General features: G+C 68.4%; 14 protein-coding genes. 8 read left to right on the top strand and 6 right to left on the bottom strand.

Annotated elements, in window-relative coordinates:
- The first annotated feature begins 167 nt into the window (after window positions 1–167).
- Window positions 168–1,169 carry a phosphate uptake regulator PhoU gene (locus tag E4P24_RS12025; protein WP_004062591.1) on the top strand — a complete coding sequence of 334 codons (1,002 nt, stop codon included), beginning with the start codon at window positions 168–170 and terminating at the stop codon, window positions 1,167–1,169.
- 169 nt (window positions 1,170–1,338) lie between these two features.
- On the opposite strand, the gene E4P24_RS12020 is transcribed toward E4P24_RS12025, so the two are convergent.
- Window positions 1,339–1,716 carry a 30S ribosomal protein S8e gene (locus E4P24_RS12020; protein WP_004042262.1) on the bottom strand — a complete coding sequence of 126 codons (378 nt, stop codon included), beginning with the start codon at window positions 1,714–1,716 and terminating at the stop codon, window positions 1,339–1,341.
- Window positions 1,717–1,845: 129 nt separating this feature from the next.
- On the opposite strand from E4P24_RS12020, the gene E4P24_RS12015 reads away from it, so the two are divergent.
- Window positions 1,846–2,292 (top strand): DUF2240 family protein, encoded by a 447-nt coding sequence (locus tag E4P24_RS12015; RefSeq protein ID WP_004062592.1) that lies wholly within the window; start codon window positions 1,846–1,848, stop codon window positions 2,290–2,292.
- A 73-nt stretch (window positions 2,293–2,365) separates the two neighbouring features.
- Window positions 2,366–2,770 carry a hypothetical protein gene (locus E4P24_RS12010; protein WP_115802977.1) on the top strand — a complete coding sequence of 135 codons (405 nt, stop codon included), beginning with the start codon at window positions 2,366–2,368 and terminating at the stop codon, window positions 2,768–2,770.
- A gap of 19 nt (window positions 2,771–2,789) precedes the next feature.
- Here the strand turns inward: E4P24_RS12010 and E4P24_RS12005 are convergent, their stop codons facing one another.
- Window positions 2,790–3,449 (bottom strand): HAD family hydrolase, encoded by a 660-nt coding sequence (locus E4P24_RS12005; protein ID WP_004062594.1) that lies wholly within the window; start codon window positions 3,447–3,449, stop codon window positions 2,790–2,792.
- Between the two features lie 149 nt (window positions 3,450–3,598).
- Here E4P24_RS12005 and E4P24_RS12000 point away from each other — a divergent pair, with 149 nt between their 5' ends.
- On the top strand, window positions 3,599–4,873 hold the full coding sequence (locus tag E4P24_RS12000; protein ID WP_004042258.1) for a DNA double-strand break repair nuclease NurA: 1,275 nt from the start codon (window positions 3,599–3,601) through the stop codon (window positions 4,871–4,873).
- A gap of 66 nt (window positions 4,874–4,939) precedes the next feature.
- Here E4P24_RS12000 and E4P24_RS11995 read toward each other — a convergent pair whose 3' ends face one another.
- Window positions 4,940–5,353 (bottom strand): hypothetical protein, encoded by a 414-nt coding sequence (locus E4P24_RS11995; RefSeq protein WP_115802978.1) that lies wholly within the window; start codon window positions 5,351–5,353, stop codon window positions 4,940–4,942.
- A 135-nt stretch (window positions 5,354–5,488) separates the two neighbouring features.
- Between E4P24_RS11995 and E4P24_RS11990 the strand changes: the two genes are divergently transcribed.
- The 3 genes from E4P24_RS11990 to E4P24_RS11980 all read left to right on the top strand — a co-directional run bounded on the left by E4P24_RS11990 (window position 5,489) and on the right by E4P24_RS11980 (window position 8,777).
- The gene (locus E4P24_RS11990) at window positions 5,489–7,450 is read left to right on the top strand and encodes an ATP-binding protein (protein WP_008605489.1); all 1,962 of its coding nucleotides are present in this window, start codon (window positions 5,489–5,491) and stop codon (window positions 7,448–7,450) included.
- Window positions 7,451–7,508: 58 nt separating this feature from the next.
- Window positions 7,509–7,943: a universal stress protein gene (locus E4P24_RS11985; protein ID WP_004062599.1), complete on the top strand. Its 435-nt coding sequence runs from the start codon at window positions 7,509–7,511 to the stop codon at window positions 7,941–7,943.
- Window positions 7,944–8,105: 162 nt separating this feature from the next.
- Window positions 8,106–8,777, top strand: a complete 672-nt coding sequence (locus tag E4P24_RS11980; RefSeq protein ID WP_006601371.1) for a nitroreductase family protein — start codon at window positions 8,106–8,108, stop codon at window positions 8,775–8,777.
- Between the two features lie 128 nt (window positions 8,778–8,905).
- Here the strand turns inward: E4P24_RS11980 and E4P24_RS11975 are convergent, their stop codons facing one another.
- A complete protein-coding gene (locus E4P24_RS11975) occupies window positions 8,906–10,105 on the bottom strand; it encodes a KaiC domain-containing protein (protein WP_188148520.1) in 1,200 nt (399 codons plus the stop codon).
- Window positions 10,106–10,315: 210 nt separating this feature from the next.
- On the opposite strand from E4P24_RS11975, the gene E4P24_RS11970 reads away from it, so the two are divergent.
- On the top strand, window positions 10,316–11,137 hold the full coding sequence (locus E4P24_RS11970) for an NAD(+)/NADH kinase (RefSeq protein ID WP_004062602.1): 822 nt from the start codon (window positions 10,316–10,318) through the stop codon (window positions 11,135–11,137).
- Between the two features lie 15 nt (window positions 11,138–11,152).
- On the opposite strand, the gene E4P24_RS11965 is transcribed toward E4P24_RS11970, so the two are convergent.
- Window positions 11,153–11,917, bottom strand: coding sequence for an SDR family oxidoreductase (locus E4P24_RS11965; RefSeq protein ID WP_004062603.1), 765 nt, complete (start codon window positions 11,915–11,917; stop codon window positions 11,153–11,155).
- Between the two features lie 152 nt (window positions 11,918–12,069).
- A complete protein-coding gene (gene carB / locus E4P24_RS11960; protein WP_115802980.1) occupies window positions 12,070–15,318 on the bottom strand; it encodes a carbamoyl-phosphate synthase large subunit in 3,249 nt (1,082 codons plus the stop codon).
- Window positions 15,319–15,401 lie beyond the last annotated feature (83 nt).

Below are 15,401 nucleotides of genomic sequence, written 5' to 3'. Positions count from 1 at the left end.
ACTCGGGGCGTTCGGGGCGACGGACGCGGGGCAAAATGACTACTGAGTGAGCGGCAGTTCGCGCTCGAATCGGCACGAGTCACGTTCGGTCGCACTCATCACATAAAAACGAACCCCAATATATAGACATAGACAGTTTTATTGTGGATTGAGAACCACCCACGGACATGGTCGAAACCCGAAAGGTGCAGGTGACGGGCGGTTCCACCTACACCGTCTCGATTCCCAAAGACTGGGCGACGGACAACGGCGTCTCGGCGGGGAGCGAAGTCGAGTTCTATCCGGAGGGCGACTCGCTGTTCTTGACGCCCCGTTCCGAGGAGGAACGCACCGAGGGAACTCTCGATATCGCGACCCTCGAAGGCGACGAACTCACGCGCGCCGTCATGACGATGTACGTGAGCGGGTTCGACATCATCGCGCTGGAGAGTTCGCGCATCACGACCGACCAGCGCCGGACCATCCGCGAGGCGACCCAGAGTCTCGTCGGGCTCGAAGTGCTCGAAGAGACGCGCGACCGGGTCGTCATCCGCGACCTGCTCGACTCCTCCGAGCTTTCCATCCACAACGCGGTCACTCGGATGCGACTCATCGCGCTTTCGATGCTCGAAGACGCCATCGCGGCCATCGCCGAGCAGGACGACGACATGGCCCGCGACGTCATCCAGCGCGACGACGACGTCGACCGCCTCTGGATGGTCGTCTCCCGCATCTTCCGGGCGACGCTCCGGACCCCGAAGGCCGCAGAAGAGCTCGGCCTCCCCCGCGAAATCTGCTTCGACTACCAGTCCGCCGCCCGGCAACTGGAGCGCATCGGTGACCACGCGACCAAAATCGCCCACCTCTCGTTGAACTTCGAGGAGCCCGTCGACGGCGAAATCGTCGAGGCGATTCAGGAGCTGTTCAAGGACACCGAGAGCGTCGTCAACGGCGGGATGGACGCGCTGTTCGCCGAGGAGAGCGACGAGGCGAGCCGCCTCGCCAACGAGTCCCGCGAGGCCGTCCAGGCCATCGACGCCAGCGCCCGCGGCATCGACGAACTCCTCCGTGACCTCGACCCGGCGCGCGCGCAGCTGCTCGGCCTCATCGTCGACTCCGTCTCGCGGAGCGCCGACTACGGCGGCAACATCGCCGAAACGGCGCTCCAGAAGGCCGCGCCGACGCCCTGACCGGCCGACCCGCCGCGTCGGCCCGCCGGTCGGTTCGTCGCACGATTCGATTCGGTACCGTCCAGTTCCGTGTTCGACTTCGACCAATCGCGCCCGCGAGCGACGGCCGCGCGGCTCGCGGGAGTAAAACAGTCGAGCCGCGCCGAAACGACGACGCGGGGAGAGAGAGTTACTCGTCGTCGACGACGACGGCGTTGACCTGTCCGTCCTGACCGGGGCGGGAGGTGACGCGGGCGCGACCGGCGCTCGTGTCGATGATGGAGCCCTTCGTGATGATGTTCCGGCGGGCGTAGTTGACGTTCGACGGGTTGTCGACGACGCCTTCGATGTCGGCCTGCGTCACGTCGGCACCGTCTGCGACCTGCGCGACGTTCGTCGAGAGCGCGCGGAGCTTCTCGTTGTTGCCGCGGGAGTCGATAATCTGGAACCGGGGCTCGCCGACCGTCGTGGCGGCGGGTTCGCGGCCCAGCTGGTATCGCTTCTTGTTTCGGGACGGCTTGCGCCGACCGCCGGTCCGCTTCCGCTTGGAGCGTCCTTGGTCCTTCATACGGGGTAAAAACCTCGGTGACTACTTGAATCGCTCGAATCGGTGCTCGGCGGAGACGGGTGCCACCACGTCGCTCGGGGGCGGAGGCAACACAAACCGTTTAGTTCGCCCGCGCCCGCCGTCGAAGCGATGAGTCTCGACGTCACCGTCGCCGTCCCCTTCCAGCAACACGGCTCGACCCGCCTCGGCGAGGGCGAGTTCGTCGTCGCCCTGTCGCTCGACCGCGACTGGTTCTCCCCGGACCAGGCCAAGCGCCTCATCGACCTCGCGGCGGGCCGCGGCCTCGTCGAACGCGACGACGGCGAGGTCGTCGCGACGTTCGACCCCGCCGACGTACAGATTCCCGAGGAGTTCGAACCCGACGCCGCCGTCCTCCGCGAGCAGTCGGCGTTCGAGCAGATTCTCGACGCCTGCGTCGCCGCCGGCGTCGAAAAGCAGGCCGCCGTCGCCGGCATCAACGAGCGGCAGTCGCGCCTCGGCATCACCGCCGAGGCCGCCGCGGTCCTCTTCGCGCGCTCGAACGACGTGAACGTCGACGACGCGGCCGCGAAAGCAAAGCGCTCGCTGGCGGAGTAGGTCACATTTTCCGCGCTCGTCTTCCCCCGCCGCGAAGCGACACCCCGAAACCGCCCGGGCGCGAACGACCGGCATGGTCGTCGATTCGCTCTCCGACGGGACACGCATCGCCCAACTGCTCGCCTCGGAGGTCACGGGCCACGAGGACGCCTTCTCGGTTCTCTCCGTCGTCGATTCCGACCCCGACGTGGAACCGACCGACGACGGCGCGCTCGCCTACGCGGTCGCCGCCGACGACGAACGCGTCGCCGAGGTGTACGTCCAACCGGACCGCGCCCGCGTCGAGTTCCTCGCCCACCCCGACGTGACCGCCGAGGCCGCCTCCGAGGCGGGGCTTCGCGTGCGCCCGAAGGCGGTCCGCCCGCCGCGAACGCTCGTGTTCGTCGAGGACGGCGCGCAGGTGAAGTGGACGCTCCCGGCGTTCCGCGCGCTGGTCGCGGCGCTCGACGCCGGGGAGCGAGAGGAAGACGAAGGATAGACGCTCTCGCGCGACCGGTTCAGAGGTCCGCGAGGAGCTTCGGAAGCTCGGCCGGCAAGTCGTCGTGGTGGATATGTGCGATTGCTCGCGGGTCGGGGTCGTCACAGCCGTCGCCGAGCACCTGCACCGGACGCAGCCCGGCGTCGTGCGCGCCGGCGATGTCGTGGTGGACGCTGTCACCGACGTAGACGGTCTCGTCGGGGGCGGTTCCGAGGTCGTCGAGCAGGGCTTCGAACGCCCGCTCGTCCGGTTTACCGGCGGGGAGTGCCCCCGTTACGAGGGCCGTGTCGAAGTGGTCGCGCCACCCGAGTTTGTCGATTTTCGCTTCCTGGGCGACGACCGGCCCGTTGGTGAGGAGGCCGACGCGGTAGGTCGTCCGCAGGCCGGCGAGCATCGCCTCGACGCCCTCGACGGGGACGACCGCGTCGGTGATTCGCTCTCTGTACGCCGTCGCGACGCGCTCCGGGTCGACGGGAGAGCCGTGCTCGTCGAGGAGCGTCTCGAAGATGGGCGCGCGGGTCTCGCGCGTGAGATTCTCTTGGTGTGCCCGGAGATACGCCTCTCGGGTCAGCGGGGGCGCGCCCGCCGCCGCCGCCGCCTCCGAGAGAATCGTTTCGCGGTCCCGCGTCGGCACCGCGAGTGTGTAGTCGAGGTCGAACCCGACCGCGCTGACAGACATCGTCGGTGAAGCGTTGGCAACGGAGCGGTATGAGCGTGCCGGGACCTGTCGAGGGGACGAGTCGTCGCGCGCCGGCTCGCACCGGCCCCGTCGCGGCGACACCCACCGACGACGACAACCACTATACTCGTCGGCGACGACGCCGAGATATGACCCTCGACCCCGTCCACGTGGACGACATCGCGTCCATGGCGAGTTCCATCGCTGACTCGGTCGACGACGCCGACTACGACGACCTCGCGCGGACGGTCTGGGAGTCGTGGCTCGACCCCCTCGAATCGCCCGACGGGGGACTCCCAATCGTCGAGCCGCTCGGCGAAAAACAGCTCCACGCCGCCGATATCGACGACGTGGCGCTCACGGAGTCGCCGTTTCCGACCGTCCACGGCCTCGACTCGGGGACCATCAACCCGACGACGTTCAAAAACGGGCTCGTCCTCGACGTGGCCCACGCCGCGATGGCCGCCGAGCCGTCGAACCTCGACCTCCACCGCCACCGCTCTATCGTCATGGCGGCGCACACCCACGACCCGGTCCAGTTTTTCGACACCGACGAGTGGCTCCACTCCGACGAGGGCTACGGCCGCCGGCGCGTCCTGAGCGTCCCGCGGGTCAACCGCTACGCCGAGGGGGTCGTCCACGCGCTCGCGCTCTACCTCGCCGAGAGCGCCCACGCGCTCGAACACGCCGACGCCGTCTCCGACTTGCTCATCCTCGACGGGCCGGTGTATCCGAAGGAACTCCTGAACTGGCGCGACCGCGACGCCGAACTGAAGGACCTCGCGCGGGACGCCAAACCGAAGGCCGTCGTGGAGAACTACGTCCGCCTCGTCGAGCGCTTCGTCGAGCGCGACGTGCCCCTCGCCGGCTTCGTGAAAAATCCGGGCGCGAAACACGTCGTCCGCACGGTCAGGAAACAGCTCGACGGGAGCGACGCCGGCCGGCGGCCGTGGGTGGACGACGCCGCCTTCTTCGTCAGCCTGCTCGAACGCCGCGAGGGAGCCGACGGCGACGAGCGCCGCACCGACGAACTCACGTTCACGAGCTGGTTCGTCTCCCGCGGCGGCTCGGACCGCCAGCTGAGCGCCGAGGGCGAGGCGTTCGGCATCGAGCGGAAGCTCGACCCCGAGGCGTACGCGGTGACGTTCTTCGTGCTGTACGACCCCCGAACCGACGTGTGCTACCGGGTCGAAGCGCCCTACGCGTTCACGAAGGACCCCGACCGCCGCGCCGACCTGATGCACCACGTCGTCCGCGACGTGGCCGCCACGCGCGGGCCGCCGCTTGCGGTCGAGAAGGCGGACGAACTCGCGCGGGTGAGCGTCGGTGAGAAGGCGGCGCTCAGGCGCAAACTCTCCGATAAGCTCGATTCGGACCAGATGAAAAGCTACGATAACATCCGCTGGGTCGACGCCGACGAGTGAGTCTCGGGGCGTCGCCCGCGCGGCAGACCGGAATCGCATCGGGGCGCGCGCCCGACTCAGCGCGCCCTAGTGCGACGCGTCGCCCTCGGGAGAGCCTTCGTCGGCGGAGCGGTCCGTCGGGACCGGCTGTTCGGCCTCCGGCGTCCCCTCCTCTTCGGGCCTGACGACCTCGACCCGCACCTCGTCGGCCGGGACGCCGACCCGCGCGAACTGCGTCCTGACGTGTTCTTTCGCGGCCGACAGCGCCTGCTCGCGGGTGTCGAAGCCGCGGGGAAGCGGCGTGTCGAAGGCGACGCGAATCGTCCGCCCGTCGATTTCGGTCTCCGAGCCGCCGCTTTCGACCTCGTAGAACTCGTCGCAGACCCAGACGTAGGGCGCGTCCTCGTCCGGCGCGCCGCGGTAGGTCGGCGCTTGCTCCCCCCGTTCGAATATCGTCCCGGTGAGTGCCGTGCCGCCGCCGTGACCGCGGACCAATAACATAGCCGGGCTAGGTTCGCGAGACGGAAAAGTCGCACGCGACGCCCCGACTCCGCATCAGGCGGCACCCCGAGGCCGCCAGACCGCGCGCCGCCGCCGACGCGTGGCTTTTTACTCGCCGCCCGCAAGCGTTGGAACATGACCGACTTGGGGGATTTCAGCGACTTCGACGGCGACGACCCCGACAGTTCGTCCGATGCGGGTGGCGACGAGCAGGCGGGGTCCGCCGCCGGGAACGGGCGCTCGGCGCGGGCCGACCCCGTCTCGGAAACCGAGAGCGCGACCGCCGCGAGTTCGGCCGACGGCGACGGCGTCGATGCCGACCGCGACGACGACAGTTCGACGGGTGTGACCGGTGGGGCCGGCGCGACCGACGACGGGGACGATCTCCAGTTCGACGACTACGACGCCGACCCCGTCGGCGACGAGCGGGGCCTCGGTGCGATTGCGGTCTCGCAGGGCCTCCGCGTGTCGGAGGACTCGGACCGGACGGCGCTCCGGGCGTTCGTGACCGCGGGCAACCGCGAGCGCGTCCGCCTCGGGAAGTATCTGGTCGTCCCCTACCCCGACGACGAACTGCTGTTCTGCCGCATCGTCGGGCTGGAGTACGCCCAGGAGTTCCAGGCCGACGACGCGACGGAGATTCACGCCCGCCGGGCGATGCGCCGCCCCGCAGACGAGTTCGAGGAGCGCGATTTCAAATTCATGGCCGAACTCGAACCCATCGCCGTGCTGTTTTCCGACGACGGCGACCTCAAGCGCCGGATGGTCGACCGCGTGCCGAAACCGCAGGCGACGGTCGGTGAGGCCACCGACGCGACCCAGATTAAGACCGGCCTGAAGATTCCCGAGGCGGGCGTCTTCCTCGGCCACCTCTCGGTCGGCGGCGAGAAGGTCCGGACCGCGGCCCGGCCGCCGACTATCGACTACCGGCTGAAAGACGACTACACCGACGGCGACCCGCTCGTGTTCCGCCACACGCTCGTCGCCGGCGGCACCGGGTCGGGGAAGACCCACGCCTCGAAGAACATCCTGCGGCAGTATCTCTCCGAAGAGCGGAGCTACGAGATGGACGACGGCCGCGAGGTCCAGACCGCAGTCGTCCAGTTCGACCCGCAGGACGAGTACGCCCAGATGCACGACGACAACCCCGACATGGACGACGAGACGGCCCGGCGCTACGAGCGCGAGGGCGTCGCCCACGGCGGCCACGACGACACCGTCGCGCTCGTCCCCAAGATGGCCGGGTCGTCGTACCCGGGCGCGAACCACCGCGCCGAGCAGTTGGAGTTCACCGTCCCCTTCTCGATGGCGCGGGACCTCCCGTGGCTCGTCGCCGGCAGCAGCCTCAACGACAACCAGTACTCGGCGCTCACCGAGCTCCTGAACCGCTTTTTCCGGGACTACGGCGACGCGGGGACGTACAAGCAGTTCCTCCAGTACCTCGACGACCCGGCGCTGAAAGAGGAGCTTCACGAGTCGGGGCGGGTCCACGAGGCGACCTTCGACGCGGTGAAACGCCGGGTCCGCGGCGTGCCGAGCGGCGTGTTCGACCAGGACGCCCGCCCGATAACCGAACTCGACCACCAGCTCGTCCGCCCCGGCGGGCTGACGGTCGTGCCGACCTACCATCTCTCGTCGAGTCGGGCGAAGGAGCTGTTCGTCCTCGCGGTGTCGGCGCTGCTCATCGACGATAAGCTCTCGAACGACCCGTCGAGCGACCGCATCAAGGAGACGCCGGTCGTCCTCGGGATGGACGAGGCGCACAACTTCCTCACCGACGCCGATTCGGTGCAGGCGCAGAAAGTCATCCAGAAGTTCACCGAGGCGGCCAAGCAGGGCCGCAAGGAGCGCCTCGGCCTGTTTCTCATCACGCAGGACCCACAGGACATCGCCGACCCGGTGTTCAAGCAGGTGAACACGAAAGTCGTGCTCAACCTCGGCGACGAGGACGCCATCAAGAGCGTCAACATCCCGCCGAACCTCGAAGACAAGGTGCCGTACATGGAGAAGGGCCAGATGGTCGTCTACTCGCCCGACAACTCCGACCCCGTCGAACTGACGGGGCTTTCGACCTGCGTGACGCGACACGGCGACTGAGCGCCCGCAGCGCGGCGCGGCGGGCGGATTTTTAGCCCGCGCCCGAGTAGGCCGCGACATGGCCGAACACGTGCTCGTCCCAATCGACGGGTCGCCGCAGTCAGTCGCCGCGGTCCGCTTTGCCGCCTCGGAGTGGCCCGACGCCGAACTCACGCTGTTGAACGTCATCAACCCCGCCGACGCCGATTACAAAGAGCGGGCGCTCAGCGGCTCCGAGGAGTGGTTCCAAGCGGAGAAACGAAAGGCGAGAGAGACGTTCGCCGAGGTGAAAGCCGAAGTGGGACTCGTCGACGCCGACAGGCCGGTCACCGACCGCATCGAGGTCGGCAGCCCCCAGAAGCTCATCGTCGAGGTGCTGGCGGACGACGACGCCGGCTACGACCACGTCGTGATGGGCAGCCACGGTCGGACGGGCGTCTCGCGCATCCTGCTCGGCAGCGTCGCCGAGGAGGTCCTCCGGCGGTCGCCGGTGCCCGTGACCATCGTGCGGTGAGTCACGGCGCGCGACACGCCGCAACGGGACCGCGTATCCGACCCTTCGGTAACACCGGCGTCACCTAATGAGGCGATGTTATGAGTCCTGCGAGCACACCGGAATCGGCCGGTTCGACCGGATTGCAACGCCCTATTTCCGTGCCGTCCCTGGCGGCAACCGATGGAATTCACAGAGGTCGTGACGACCCGCCGCTCTATCCACGAGTACGCCGACGAGTCGCTCGATGACGAGACGCTCCGGACGATATTCGAAAACGCCGTGCAGGCCCCGTCGAGCTACAACCTCCAGCCGTGGGAGTTCGTCGTGCTGCGCGAAGACGAGACACAGCAGCTGCTCCGCGAGGCGGCCTACGACCAAGACCACGTCACCGGTGCCGCCGCGTCGGTCATCGTGCTCGGCAACAAGGACCCCGAAGCGCACGCCGAGACCGTCACCGACGACATGCTGGAGAAAGGCTACCTGCCGAGCGAAGAGGTCCGCGACGGCATCCTCGACAACATCGCCGGCATGGCCGACCTCCCCGAACAGGAGCGCCGCGTCTGGACCGTCCGCTCGACGTCGCTCGTCGCGATGTCGCTCATGTACGCCGCGTGGGACGAGGGCGTCGCCTCCTGTCCCGTCGGCGGCTTCGACGCCGACGCCGTCCTCGACGCGTTCGACATCGACGGCGAGCGGTACGAACCCGTGATGCTCCTGACGATGGGGTACCCCGCCGAGGACGCCGACGAACTGCAAGCGGAACGCAAGTACCGCCGCCCGGTCGACGAGGTCGTCCACTTCGAGAGCTTCGAGTCCGAACAGTCGGCCGACCCTGCGACCGCCGACGACTGAGGTCTCGACGGCAACGCCGACGACGCTTTTTTGCCGCGGAGACGCGCCCTTCAGCGGCCGACGCCACCGGAACACGGAACACGGAGCACGGAACACGGAACACGAAACGCGGAACGCCGGACGCGGACTCAGAAAATATTCGCCTGCTGGTAGACGCTGATGCCCTCATTCGTGAGTTCGTACGGTTTGGTCTCCCGGGAGTGGTTGGCGTCGCGTATCTTCTGAATCTCGATTGCGAGCCGGGTCTCCCGGAAGTCGTCGCCGCGGACGTACTGGAGGACGAACACGGCGTCCGAGAGGTACTCGACGATACCGTGGCGGGAGACGTACGGCGTCGACTGGTCCGCCTCGGAGGTGAGCATCGTCGTCACGCCGGCGTCCTTCAGCGACCGCGTGAAGTTGAACACCTCGCTGCGGCGCTTCGAGGGGTGGTCGTACATCATCTCCAGAAGCGAGACGGAGTCGAGGACGAGTCGGTCTGCGCCGAACTCCTCGACCAGCCGCGGGAGGTCGTTGCGGATGCTCGACAGGCTGTTGGCCATCTCCACGGGGTCGAGGTCGACGACGGCCAATCGGCCGTCGGCCTCGTACGTCGAGAACTCCCAGCCCTTCTCGTCGGCCGTATCGAGGATGCGCTCGCGGCTCTCTTCGAGCGTGATGTAGACGCCGCTGCCGCCGTCTTCGAGGGCTTTCCGGAGGAATTGTAGCCCGAACGTCGTCTTGCCGGTCCCGGCGCTCCCGATGGCCACCATCAGCGACCGTTTGGGGACGCCGCCGAGAATCATGTCGTCGAGCCCCTCGATGCCGATGTCGATGCGGTCGATGTCGGAGTCGAACTCCTCGTCGTCGAACGTCGGGGAGTCAGACCCCCCGGGACCGGAGCCGGGAGCGGGACCGAATCCGAAATCGTCGTCCGACGAGTCGCCGCCGAACCCGCCGCCCGCGTCGGGCATCGGCGCGTTGTTGAACGCCGTGGCGAAGTCGGTCGAAAACGGGTCGTCGTCGCCGTCGAGTGGGTCGTCGTCGCGTGAGTCGTCGCCCGTACTGTCCCCGAACGGGCCGTCACCGAACGACAGCGGCTCGTCGCGCTCGTCGGCGGCGTCGGCCCCCTCGCTTTCGGTCCCGAACTCGGCTCCCCCCGTCACCGACGAGTCCGGCGCGTCCGACTCCGCGGCCGAACCGCTGTCCGCGTCGCCCGCGTCGGTCCCGCCGTCGTCGGTCTCGCCGTCGTCACGCTGCTCGCTTTCCTCGGGGTCCGCGTCGTCTGCGTCGGTCTCGCCGTCGTCCGTCTCGCGGAGTGCCCGTTCGAACCAGTCGTCGTCACTCACGGGAGCCACCACCGAACGACAGCGCGGCCGGCGTCCGTGCCTGCCATCATCACATGGTGTGTCGGCGTCGTGATGAACGTTTCCCGTGCGCGGAGCTACCACGCAGCGTCACCGAGGGCGGCGAGCCGAGACTCGCCGGGACGAACCGAGCGAGCCGGGACCGGACGACGTGACGGTGGGCTTTTGCCCGGGGGCGTCAAATCGCGGGGCATGAAGGTCGGCATCGTCGCACAGAAGGGCAACAGCCGGGCCGCGTACCTCGCCGCGGAGACGTGCGAGGCGCTCGCCGGGGTCGACGCCGAGGCCGTCGTCGACGCGGCGACCGCCGAGGAGTTGGGCGTCGAGGGCACGCCCGTCGAGTCGTTCGACGACTGCGACCTCGTGGTGAGCATCGGCGGCGACGGAACGTTTCTCTACGCCGCCCGCGGTGCCGACGGCGTCCCCATTCTCGGCGTCAACCTCGGCGAGGTCGGCTTCCTGAACGCCGTCTCGCCCGCCGACGCCATCGACGAGGTGCTGGCCGAAGTCGCCGCGTTCCGGGAGGGGGACCAGTCGGTTCGAGAGGTCCCTCGCATCGTTGCCAGCGGCGACGGCTGGGAGATGGACCCGTCGATGAACGAGGTCGTCGTCCACGGGCCTCGGCGGGGTCACGGCGGCGGCGCGGACCTGGAAGTCCGCGTGGACGGCTCGCTGTACTCCGGGAGCCACGCCGACGGCGTACTCGTCACGACGCCCGCGGGGAGTTCCGCCTACAACCTCAGCGAGGGCGGCCCGCTCGTCCACCCCGGCGTCGAGGGACTCGTCGTCACCGAGATGGCGGCCGACGAGGGGATGCCGCCGCTGGTCGTCCCTCAGGGTGCCGCCGTGAGCGTCACCGTCACCGGCGCGGCGTCGGCGGTCGTCGTCGGCGACGGGCGGACCCGGCGGACGGTGTCCCCGCCGACGGAGGTTCGCATCGAGCGGTCCGACTCGCCGGTCCGACTCGCCGGTCCGACCTCCGACTTCTTCGAAGCGCTCGGCAAACTCGACTGACTGCGCCGCCGCCGACTACTCCGCGAGTTCTCGCTCTCGCTCTCGTTCGCTCTCGTCGCCCGCCGCCTCGGCCCGGGGAAGCGGCGTCCAATCGATATCGACCACGTTGTCGGCCCGCTTGCGGAGTCCGGGGCGAGAGACGACCTCGAACGTCCGGTTTTCAGTCTCGCGGGTGAAAAGCGAGTGCGCGAGGACGTTCGCCACGTCGGCGCGGGGGATGCTCCCGCGGACGGAGTCGCCGCCCTCCCCGACGACCACGTCGCCGGTCGCGGGGCCGTCGGTGAGCGCGCCGGGCCTGATAATCGTGTGGTCGAGCGGCGCGTCTCGGAGCCGGTTCTCGCTTCGTTCCTTCGCCGAGAGGACGCCCGCCGCCGTGAGAAGCGCGCGGAGCGACAGCGGGAGGCCGCCCTTCGAGTCGCCGACGCCGATAGAGGACGTGAGGACGAACCGCTGTGCGCCCGAAGCGGTCGCGGCGTCAACGAGGTTGACGACGCCCGCGCCGTCGACGAGGTCGCCGCGGATGGTTTCGAGCCCCGCCGAGACGCCGACCGCGGAGACGACGGCGTCGGCGTCGAGGACCGCCTGACGGGCGTCGTCGGGGTCGAGGAGGTCGCCGACGACGACCTCGTCCGCGCCGCGCGCTCTGAGCTCCGACTCGGCGTCGGCGTCGCGGGTCAGCGCCCTGACGACGAGGGGCGTCTCGGCCAGCGCGTCGAGGACGTGTCGGCCCGTCCGACCCGTCGCACCGGCGAGGAGGACGCGACCGCGATTGCGTGCCATACCCGCGCATGGGGGCGCGGCTCAATAACCTTCGGGAACGCGTCAAAAGTCCGGACCGGCGGCGGTCAGCGACCGCGAGAAAACACGGTCGAGTCGGCGGCGAGTCGAGGAATCGAGTCGGGTGGGTCGCGGGTCGCGCGCCGTACTGGCTCTTACTGGCCCCAGTTGGCGACGACGCGCGGGCGCTCGCCGACCGGGAGCACGTCGATGTCCTCGTCGGCCGCGCCGCGGGCTTCGAGCGCCGCCTTCGCGGAGGCGTACGTCGAGAAGTAGCTGACCTCCTCTTCGACGCAGTCGATGAGCGTGTCGCGGTCGCGGGAGACGACGAAGTCGAAGTCGCCCTCGCGGAGCATCGTGAGGAAGTCGTCGACGTCCTCGGGCGTGAGCACCTCGTAGTACTCGTTGAAGGCGTCGAGCAGTTCCTGTCCGGCCTCGCTGTCGGCGTCGGGGAACTCGGGGTCAGCGAGGTCCACGTAGACGGTGCCGTCGGCCGGAATCGGGTCGTTGGCTGCCGACTGGGCCTTCTCGTAGGCCTTGCCGAACGAGGTCGCGGTGCCCATGACCTCGCCCGTGGACTTCATCTCGGGGCCGAGACGCGGGTCCGAACCCGGCAGGCGGTCGAACGGGAGGACGACCTCCTTGACCGACACCTGCTCGGGAATCTGCTCGCTCACGTCGAGGTCGGCAAGCGAGTTGCCGGCCATGACCTTCGCCGCGAGTTTGGCGATTGGGACGCCCGTCGCCTTCGAGACGAACGGGACGGTCCGCGAGGAACGGGGGTTGGCTTCGAGGACGTACACGTCGTTCGAGCCGTCCTCGTTTTGCTTGACCGCGAGTTGGACGTTCATCAGGCCGACCGTGTCGAGGGCGCTGGCGATGTCCTCCGTGACCTCGCGGACGCGGGCCATCGTCTCGTCGTCGAGCGAGCGCGGCGGAATCATACACGCGGAGTCGCCGGAGTGGACGCCGGCGGCCTCGACGTGTTCCATCACGCCGCCGATGAGGACATCTTCGCCGTCGGAGACGGCGTCCACGTCGAGTTCGACGCCGTCAGCGAGGAACTCGTCGATGAGGATGGGCTTGTCGGGGGAGACGCGAACGGCCTCCTCGATGTACTCCTTGAGGTCCGCGTCGGAGTGGACGATTTCCATCGCGCGGCCGCCGAGGACGTACGACGGGCGAACGAGCACGGGGTAGCCGAGGTCGTTGGCGAGGTCGAGCGCCTCTGCCTCGCTGGTCGCGGAGCCGCCTTCGGGCTGGAGGATGCCGAGGTCGTCCATCAGGCGGTTGAAGCGGTCGCGGTCCTCGGCGAGGTCCATCGCGTCGATGGTCGTGCCGAGAATCTCGCAGTCGACGCCGCGGCGGTCGAGTTCGGATTCGAGCGGGTGGCCGATGTTGACCGAGGTCTGCCCGCCGAATTGGAGCATGACGCCGTCGGCGTCGATGGCCTCGATGACGTCGGCGACCTCTTCTGCCGTGATGGGCTCGAAAAAGAGGCCGTCGGAGGTGTCGTAGTCGGTCGACACCGTCTCGGGGTTGTTGTTGACGACGTGCGCGTCGATGCCCATGTCGCGGAGCGCCTGCACCGCGTGGACCGAACAGTAGTCGAACTCGACGCCCTGCCCGATGCGGATGGGACCGCCGCCGACGACGACGACGCTCTCCATGTCGCGGTCGACGCGGAGTTCGTTACCCGCCGAGTCGCCCTCGAAGGGGCCGCGGAAGAACTCGGGCTTGCGCGCGGAGTAGTAGTACGGCGTCTGCGCGGCGAACTCGCCGGCGCAGGTGTCGACCTGCTTGTAGGTGCGGCCGGGGACGTTCTGTTCGACCTCGCCGACGCTCGTGCCGGTCGCCGCGGCGATGCTGGCGTTGGTGTGGCCGGCGGAGGCGGCGGCGGCGAAGTCGCCCTCGGCGGCGGCCTCGACCGCCTCGACGACGCGGCCGAAGCGCTCGACGTACCACTCGTGGATGTCGGTCAGTTCGACCACGTCCTCCGTGGTGTAGCCGCGCTCGAACGCCTCGAAGATGGCGTACGGGCGGTCGGGAGTCGGTTTTTCGAGGTACTCGGCTTCGAGTTCCTCGTCGGACACCTCGTCCCAGTCGGCGGCGGGGTCGTACTCGGACGACCGAAGCGCCTTCAGAAGCGACTCCTCGAAGGTGCGCCCGATGGACATCGCCTCGCCGGTGGACTTCATGGCCGTCGAGAGCTCGAAGTCCACGTCGGTGAACTTGTCCTTGGGCCACCGCGGCACCTTCGTGACCACGTAGTCGATTGCCGGCTCGAAGGCGGCGGTGGTCTCGCCGGTGATTTCGTTGGTAATCTCGTGGAGGCGCTTGCCGAGTGCGACCTTCGCCGTGACGCGGGCGATGGGGTAACCGGTCGCCTTGGATGCGAGCGCGGAGGACCGCGAGACGCGCGGGTTCACCTCGACGACGCGGTACTCGCCGCCGGGCGTGCCGTCGTCGTGCCACGCGAACTGGATGTTACAGCCGCCCTGAATGCCGAGTTCGCGGATGACCTGGAGCGCGGCGTCGCGCATCTCCTGGTGGCCCTCGTCGGGGATGACCTGCGAGGGCGTGACGACGGTGGACTCGCCGGTGTGAATCCCCATCGGGTCGATGTTCTCCATGTTGCAGATGATGATACACGAGTCGTCGGCGTCGCGCATCACCTCGTATTCGAGTTCGACCCAGCCGGAGATGGACTCCGTGATGAGGACTTCGCTGTTGCGCGAGAGGCGAAGCCCCTTGCGGACGCGGGAGACGAGTTCGTCCATCTCGTGGACGACGCCGGAGCCGGAGCCGCCGAGCGTGTAGGTCGTCCGCGAGATGACCGGGAGACCGCCGACGGCGTCGACGGAGTCTTCGACGCGCTCTACAAGGGCCTCCTCGGTGATGTTCTCGACCGCCTCGCCTTCCTCCAGCGAGATGGTCGTCGACTTCGGGACGGGCTGGCCGATTTTCTCCATGCGCTGGCGGAACAGGTCGCGGTCCTCCGTCGCGTAGATGGTGTCGAGCGGCGTGCCCATGATGTCCACGTCGAACTCCTCTAAGACGCCCTCCTCCGCGAGTTCGGCCGTGACGTTGAGTCCGGTCTGCCCGCCGAGTCCGGCGATGACGCCGTCGGGGCGCTCGCGTTCGATAATCTCGGAGATGGCCTCGGTCGTGATGGGCTCGATGTAGACCTTGTCGGCCATCTCGGGGTCGGTCATGATGGTCGCGGGGTTCGAGTTGACGAGGACAACTCGCGCGCCTTCCTCTCGGAGCGCGCGGCAGGCCTGCGCGCCGGAGTAGTCGAATTCCGCCGCCTGTCCGATCTGGATTGGGCCGCTTCCGATGAGCAAAATCGTCCGGTCCTCCGTGCCTTCCTGAGGGCCGGTCGAGGTGTCCTCGTCAGTCATCGTCGGAATCCAATCCGCACATCGTAATAAGTCCGGCGAAAAATTACGAGGTCCGAAACTCGATTGCGAATTTCGAAAATGTT

This window comes from Haloferax sp. AS1 (genome assembly GCF_014530665.1).
Taxonomy (GTDB): domain Archaea; phylum Halobacteriota; class Halobacteria; order Halobacteriales; family Haloferacaceae; genus Haloferax; species Haloferax volcanii.
The sequence above is the reverse complement of the archived record's forward strand: the minus strand, read 5'-3'. Positions and strand labels throughout refer to the sequence as shown.